This window comes from Candidatus Delongbacteria bacterium (genome assembly GCA_041675285.1).
Classification (GTDB): Bacteria; CAIWAD01; CAIWAD01; order CAIWAD01; family CAIWAD01; genus CAIWAD01.
Genome location: JBAYTZ010000033.1, coordinates 1 through 6,383 on the forward strand (window position 1 = coordinate 1; position 6,383 = coordinate 6,383).

Below are 6,383 nucleotides of genomic sequence, written 5' to 3' on the forward strand. Positions count from 1 at the left end.
CGCGGGCTAGGAACGTGCTCATAGGATGGCCCCCGGCCCCGTCGTGGCGCCCGTCTGGGCACTCTGGCTGCCCGTCGTGGCCACGGGGATGCCCGGCATCACCATGGCCGCCGCCTGGATGTGTTCGATGATCGCCTCGGCCAGCGCCAGGGTCTGGGCGGCATCAATGGCGCCGGCGTTCACAGGGTTGCGCGGATCCAGGCCGGACAAGCGCTGCTCGGTCTTGGAGCGGATCAGATCCGCCAGCTGCTGGGGGTTCAGTGCCATGCCCTTACACTACTCCGTCCGAGAGGTGTTTGAAAGCTCCGCGCCCGACAATGGCACCACCGGGTTGCTGGTGGGCCGGCCCTTGTTGCCGATGTGGAAGTGGCTGTTGAAGAGCGACTGGAACGTGTTTCCCTTGATGAGCTGCTCGGCCGCCGCCGCGCCCAGCTCCACGGCCGGCGCCTTCACGTGGACCTTCACGGCCGATTCGATTTCCACCAGGCCGTCCGCGCTGATGATGACCCGGGCTTGGCCCTGTTCCAGCACCAAGTGCTTGTCCTGCGGGCCGGAGGTCGTAAGGAAGCCCGAGACGAAGGGTTTGTCCGGCTGGCCACCCTCGAAGGAGACCATGACGTGGTCACCCGCCGTGGGCAACACCACCAGGCGCGCGGCGCTCGTCGCCCATACGGCCAGGATCTCGCAGCGGGGTAGCAGCGCCAGAGCGGGGTCGTCCGGCTGGACGCTGACCGTGTAGGCCGCGGCATCCACCTCGGTCACCACGCCCCGCACGGGGAAGCGCATGTAGGAAGAGAGGTCCGGCCGGACCTGCTCGATGATCTTTCTCAGCTCGTCGCGCACGGCGCCACCTGCAACACGAGACGCCCGCCCGCCTGCCAGCGGTACTGAGCCTCCTCGACAAACCAGCGCGTGCCGTCAATCGTCACCACTTGGCTATGCAGGACGGGCGCTACCAGGGTCTCCACTTCCAGCAGGCCCAGCCGTCCCGGGCGTTGGTCAATCAGGTTGACGCCCGTCTCGATGGCGTGCACGGCCGTCTGGGCGTGGTCGGGCTCGGCCAGCACCAGCTGGCCGTCGCGCACGAAGAAGCGGAGCTTGATGTCCGCCTCCCGCCTCACCCAGTGCACCAGCTGCAGCAGGGCCTCCTTGGGCGTCAGGCCGTGGACGGGGAAGCGGTCGATGGTGAGATCCGGCGCCTGGGCCGCCAGCGTGAGACCCGTGCCGGCGATGAGGTCGCCCGCGATCTCCGCTGGCGTCGACTGGTCCCAGGTGCGGGTGATGACCCGGCCCCGGGCCTGCAGCAGGGTCTGCCAGTCGATCAGGTGGACGACGGTCTGGAGGCCCCTGGCCTGCACGTCCCGTGCAACGCCGTGGAAAATCGGCGTGAGGGCTGCGTCTTCCTGGTAGCCCCAGCGGATACGGATGGCGTCGCCGGCCTTGACCTGGGGCGCGATCAGGCCCTCGGGATCCTGCAGCAGCAGGTGACCCGAATCAGCCGTGTTCGTGGCCTGGCTGATCACGTGGAAGGCCGCCACGACCGGGTCGATGGACTGGCCCTTCCAGGTCACTTCGAAGAGTGGGGTCACAGGGGCCTCCTACTCATCCGGGTCGTCCAGGTCCTCGGAGGGCGTTTCCGTTCCCGAGCCATCCTCCATGCCGGCGTTGAATTGGTCGCGCACGTAGCCCAGCTCGTGGTCCAGCTCGGCGTTCCCCTCGATGGCCTCCGCGCCCTGGGCCGCCGCGTCATCCGACGCGCCGGCGCCGGCCGCCTGGTTCTCCAGCTGGGTTTTGACGGATTCGTACTCGGTGAGCACCAGGTGGACGGGGATCCAATCGAAGGTCCCGTCCTCGTCGGCCGTCAGTTCCTGGATGAAGACCTGGCGGATCCCAATCAGGTCGGTCAGGGGCGAGACGATCTCCACCGGTTTGGGTAGGCTAGCGCGCCCGTCCCGGAACAGGCGCTGCAGGACGCGCAGGCGCTCCAGGGCCGGCTGCACCAGGGTCCCGTCCAGGCCCTCCTCGTCACAAACCTCCAGCTCCACGCTGATCTCAGCGGGTTCGTAGCCGGTCACATGCCGGACCTTGCCGCTCTTCTTGGGGATGGAGACTTCGTCCACCTTGATCGCCTGCTTGACGGTCATGGCCTTGGGCGGCACGATGAAGGTCAGGCCGCCCAGCATGAACGGGATCTCGGACAGGTTGCGCAGCGACGAGCCCGCAGCCGTCGCCTCCTGCAGGAGCTGGTCCTCGGCGGTCGGCGGGCCCGCCTGGTTCGGATCAGTTGGCATACTGCAGGCCCTCCAGGCCGTCTTCCTGGCCGGCCGCGCTGCGCAGGGCTTCCACCACCTGGTCGCGGATGGAAGTCGCCGGCGTGTTCGGGCCTGCGGTCACCTCGATCTTCGAGACCGTGATGCTGCGGTCAACATTGGCGGTCTGGCTGCGCTGCGTGATGGCCTTGGCCGGCTGCGTGCCGACGCTGGCCTGGGCGGGCTTCAGCGGACTCTGCCCGGCCGCGAGGCCCGAGTGGGTCGCCGCCGCAAGGCGCCCGCCAAGGGGCGCGCTGGTCAGCGCCGCCTCGATGCCCATGGGCGTGGCCATGGAGGGCGCCACGGGGAGCACAGCCGCGCTCGTCGCCGGCTTGGGGACGGTCGCTGCCACGCCGACCTTCGGGATCATGGGGATCTCGATGCCGGGGATCCTGTTGACGGTTTGGATGAAGGCATTGATCCCGTCGATCACCCAGCCGATGCCACTCAGAAATCCGTCCCACATGCCGTCCATGAAATCCTTGACCGGCTTCACGTGGTCGTAGAGGAGCTTCAGGCCGGTGATGGGCCAGAAGATGACCTTGGCTGCGGTCTTCACTCCCCAGATGAAGCCGTCCCACAGCGTGTTCAGCAGGTTCCGAAAGCCCTCGCTGTGCTGATAGGCGTAGACGATGCCGGCGGTGAGTAGTGCCAGCAGGCCGATCACGATGCCGATGGGGTTGGCGGAGAGGGCCGCGTTAAGGAGCCACTGGATGCCGGCCCAGATCTTGGACACGACCGCCACAGCCACGATCTGGGCGTTCAGCAGGATCGCGCTGCGGGCATTCCAGAGGTAGGCCGCGCCGGCCCGCATCGCCGCCACGCGCGCCACCAGGAAGCCCGCCGCCGCCCGGGCACCACCGATCGCGGCCTTCGCGCCCGCCAGCATCGTCTGGGTGGCGAAGGTCCACACGGCCGCGATGGCCGGGGCGATGAGCGGCCAGGCAAAGGCGCCAAGGGCGACGAAGAGGAGGCCGCTGACGATGGGGTTGGCCCGGATCCAGTTCCACGCGCGCAGGATCGTCCCGACCATGAAGCCCAGGCCCCAGGCCACCATGCCGGCGAAATAGAGGATGGGCGAGATGCCGCTCATGGCGCCCTGGTACCAGCCGGTCAGGAAGCGCCAGAAGGCCCCCAGCGTGGCGTCGAAGACATTGGCAATCCCATCGCCCATGGCCTTCACGCCGCCCCAGATGGCGAAGACCACGGGTTTGATGGCGAACCAGACCTCTTCGACCGTGTTACGGAAGCCCAGGAAATTGGTGTCCCAGGCCTTCACGATGGCGTAAAGGGCCAGGCCCACCAGGGCAAAGGGCGCGATCATCTTGAGGGCGCCCAGGCCCAGGGCCGTCAGGCTGGCGGTCAGCGGCACGGCCGCCGAGTTCGTCACGCCCATCGAGAAGGCGATCTGCCCAAGCTTGGCGGGGAGCTGCAGGGCCAAGGCGCCCAGGTGCAGGAAGCCGCCGCCCACCAGTAGCAGGGCCCCGCCCAGGATCAGTCCCACGGCCGCCACGAAGGCGATGCCCGCCGCCACCTTGGTCAGGACCGGGTGCGCGCGCAGCCAGCCGAAGACGGCGTCGGCCACGCCCTTGATCGCGCCCATGAGCTGCAGGGTCATGGGCATCAGCGCCCCACCAATCGTCATGCTGACGCCGCTCATGGCCGCCTTCATGAGCTTCCACTGGCCCGTCGGCGTGTCCATGATGCGCTTCTCGAACTTGGCCGTGGCGCTGGAGGCCTTCGTGATGTCGCCGCGCATGCCCATCAGCTCATCGCGCGAGCTGGACAAGAGGATGTTGAAGACCTTGATGCCCTCGGCGCCGAAGATGTCCGTCAGGGTGGTGTTCTTCTTCTCCTCGGACAGGGTGCCGAGCTTGGCCTTCAGCTCGCCAAAGACCTCGATGAAGTCCCGCGTCTTGCCCGTGACCTTGTCGTAGACGTCGACGCCCAGCGCCTTGCGCACCTTGCCCGCCTGGGTGTAGAGCTTGGTCATGGTCATGGAAAGCCGCGTGCCGGCGCGCGCGCCCACCTCGTTCCGGTTGGCCAAGACGCCCAGCACGGCCAGGTTGGTCCCAATGGACTGCCCAAACGTGGCCGAGGTCGAGGCCGTGTTGAGCATCGACTCCTGCAGGTCGCCGAACTTCAGGTTGGAACGGTTCATGGCCACGGTCATCATGTCGCTCAGTGTCGTGGCCTGGGACAGGGGCTTCTGGTAGGCATTGAGCGTGCCGACGAGCAGGGCCCCGGCGTCCGCCATGGCCACCTGCTGGCCCGTGGCGAAGGAGATCGTGTCAGCCATGATGCCGGTCTTGTTCGACACCTGGTCGGCCGTCAGACCCATGGACGCCAGCTCGCCCTGACCCTCGGCCACCTGCTGGGCCGTGAAGGCCGTCTTGGCGCCCAGGTACATGGCCGTGTCGCCAATGGCCTGAACCTGCTTGTTGGAGGCTTCCGCGATGCCGCCGACCCGCGCCACTTCGGTTTGGAACTTGCCCATCTGCAGGATGGGCATGGCCAGGCTGGCGGCAATCCCTGCGCCCACCAGCATGGTCTTCAGACCGGCCTTCTTCACGCGCTCGCTGGCCTGCTCGAAGTTCCCCGCGAACTTGTCCAGGCGCTTGGACGCGGCCGTGAAGGCCGAGAGGTTGCTCGTCCCGAAGACGCTGATCGTGATGGCGCTGGTGAAGCCGGTCATCATCGAGTGGACTTCCTATCGCTTCCGCCGGCTGGGTCGGCTGGTGGGCCGATTTGCCTTCGCTTCCTGCTCGCCCAGCCACTCCGCCGCCACCTGCAGCTCGACGACTTCCTCGAAGGGCGTGGCGTCGAGATCCTCGAACGTGTAGGCATGAAATCGGTGGGCAATCACCGCGCGGGCCTGGAGGTACCAGGCACCCTCCAGCTCCGCGCGCGCTGCCCTCAGAGCTTTTTTACCGTGATCTCCTTCGAGTAGCCCAGGACCTCCTGGATCTTCTCGCTGAGGGCTGCGATCAGGCCGGGCTCCCACTGCCCGCCCTGGTTGTATTCCAGTTCCTGCGGGTCAATGGCCGGCGCGACCACGAAGGTCCGGACGATGTCCAGGGCCAGGCGCTGCTCATTCCCCTTGGCGCTCTTGGCCAGACGGCTGAACTCGTCCCAGCTGGAGCCGCGCACGACGAAGCCGCGTCCGTCCGGCAGCTCCAGCTGGTAGAGGCTGTTCTTGGGGTAGGTGGCCTTGAGGTCTTTGATGACTTCGGGCGTGATGGTGTCCATGAATCCTCCAGAGGGGAGTTGAGAGAGTCCGGGGCAGTGGCGCGGGCCTGCTCGGCTGGTGCGCCCCTGCCCCGTGCTGTGTGTGTTAGAAGCCCAGCATGCCCGTGGCGAAGCCCGAGCACTTGATGCTGATCGCCTCCGCGTCCTCGCTGTCGGAAATGCCGCCGTCGGTGTTCGTGATCTCCACGCCCGTGAAGGTCTTGGACAGCGCACTGTTGAGACCGGGATAGAAGAGCACGATGACGGCGTTCCGGCAGTCGCACGGATTGAGGTAGAGCTCGCCCGCGGCCAGGCTTCCGGCCGCCATGACGGTCTTGAGCTCGGCCAGGGAGATGAGCAGCTCCGTGATCTCGAAGTCGATCTCGTAGGTCGTGTGGTTCGAGCGGACGACGCCATGGGCGTCCGCGAAGCCCGCGCCGAAGACGGGCTTCTTGTCCTTGGAGATCTTCCAGTTGAAGTTGACAAGCCCGAAGACGGGCATGCCATTCAAGAGCATCTTGACACTGTTGCCCGCGATGCCGTCGGCGAATCCCGGCGTGGGAGGCATGGTGGTTCTCCTTCCTTAAGTCTGTAAGCCGCCTCGGGCTAATCGAGGTAGACCTTCTCCAGAATGATCTCGAAGGCCTTCATGCTGTTGATCGAGATCCGGGCCTCGACCTCGCCCAGGGCCCGCATCTCGTCCGTCGAGGTGAGCTGCAGATCGTAGTGGTCGATCTCGCCCTTCTGCGCCATCAGGGAAAGCGGCGCGCGCATGTCGGTTTCCATGAGCAGCAGGCCCTCGCCCTCCGAGTCGTTGGGCTTGCCCAGGTGCGGCAGGGCCGCCAG

At 66.8% G+C, this 6,383-nt stretch carries 9 protein-coding genes; all 9 read right to left on the reverse strand.

Annotated features, from left to right (window positions below):
• Positions 1–18 precede the first annotated feature (18 nt).
• A complete protein-coding gene (locus WC326_16400) occupies positions 19–267 on the reverse strand; it encodes a hypothetical protein (GenBank protein MFA7332651.1) in 249 nt (82 codons plus the stop codon).
• A 9-nt stretch (positions 268–276) separates the two neighbouring features.
• Positions 277–843, reverse strand: a complete 567-nt coding sequence (locus tag WC326_16405; GenBank protein ID MFA7332652.1) for a phage baseplate assembly protein V — start codon at positions 841–843, stop codon at positions 277–279.
• Positions 828–1,589 (reverse strand): hypothetical protein, encoded by a 762-nt coding sequence (locus WC326_16410; protein MFA7332653.1) that lies wholly within the window; start codon positions 1,587–1,589, stop codon positions 828–830. The genes WC326_16405 and WC326_16410 overlap by 16 nt, the downstream gene beginning before the upstream one ends.
• Before the next feature lie 9 nt (positions 1,590–1,598).
• Positions 1,599–2,291 (reverse strand): hypothetical protein, encoded by a 693-nt coding sequence (locus WC326_16415; protein MFA7332654.1) that lies wholly within the window; start codon positions 2,289–2,291, stop codon positions 1,599–1,601.
• Positions 2,281–5,007: a phage tail tape measure protein gene (locus WC326_16420; GenBank protein ID MFA7332655.1), complete on the reverse strand. Its 2,727-nt coding sequence runs from the start codon at positions 5,005–5,007 to the stop codon at positions 2,281–2,283. Before WC326_16420 ends, WC326_16415 begins: the two co-directional genes overlap by 11 nt.
• Before the next feature lie 12 nt (positions 5,008–5,019).
• A complete protein-coding gene (locus WC326_16425; GenBank protein MFA7332656.1) occupies positions 5,020–5,175 on the reverse strand; it encodes a hypothetical protein in 156 nt (51 codons plus the stop codon).
• 50 nt (positions 5,176–5,225) lie between these two features.
• Positions 5,226–5,558 carry a hypothetical protein gene (locus WC326_16430; protein MFA7332657.1) on the reverse strand — a complete coding sequence of 111 codons (333 nt, stop codon included), beginning with the start codon at positions 5,556–5,558 and terminating at the stop codon, positions 5,226–5,228.
• Between the two features lie 85 nt (positions 5,559–5,643).
• Positions 5,644–6,105, reverse strand: a complete 462-nt coding sequence (locus tag WC326_16435) for a hypothetical protein (protein MFA7332658.1) — start codon at positions 6,103–6,105, stop codon at positions 5,644–5,646.
• A 38-nt stretch (positions 6,106–6,143) separates the two neighbouring features.
• Positions 6,144–6,383 (reverse strand): hypothetical protein (locus WC326_16440; protein ID MFA7332659.1); only part of this gene is annotated, 240 nt, incomplete at its 5' end.

Excerpts from the sequence above, each read along its gene's own strand:
- WC326_16430 (MFA7332657.1), bottom strand. The coding sequence starts at position 5,558 with ATGGACACCATCACGCCCGAAGTCATCAAAGACCTCAAGGCCACCTAC.
- WC326_16420 (MFA7332655.1), bottom strand. The coding sequence starts at position 5,007 with ATGATGACCGGCTTCACCAGCGCCATCACGATCAGCGTCTTCGGGACG.
- WC326_16415 (MFA7332654.1), bottom strand. The coding sequence starts at position 2,291 with ATGCCAACTGATCCGAACCAGGCGGGCCCGCCGACCGCCGAGGACCAG.
- WC326_16435 (MFA7332658.1), bottom strand. The coding sequence starts at position 6,105 with ATGCCTCCCACGCCGGGATTCGCCGACGGCATCGCGGGCAACAGTGTC.
- WC326_16400 (MFA7332651.1), bottom strand. The coding sequence starts at position 267 with ATGGCACTGAACCCCCAGCAGCTGGCGGATCTGATCCGCTCCAAGACC.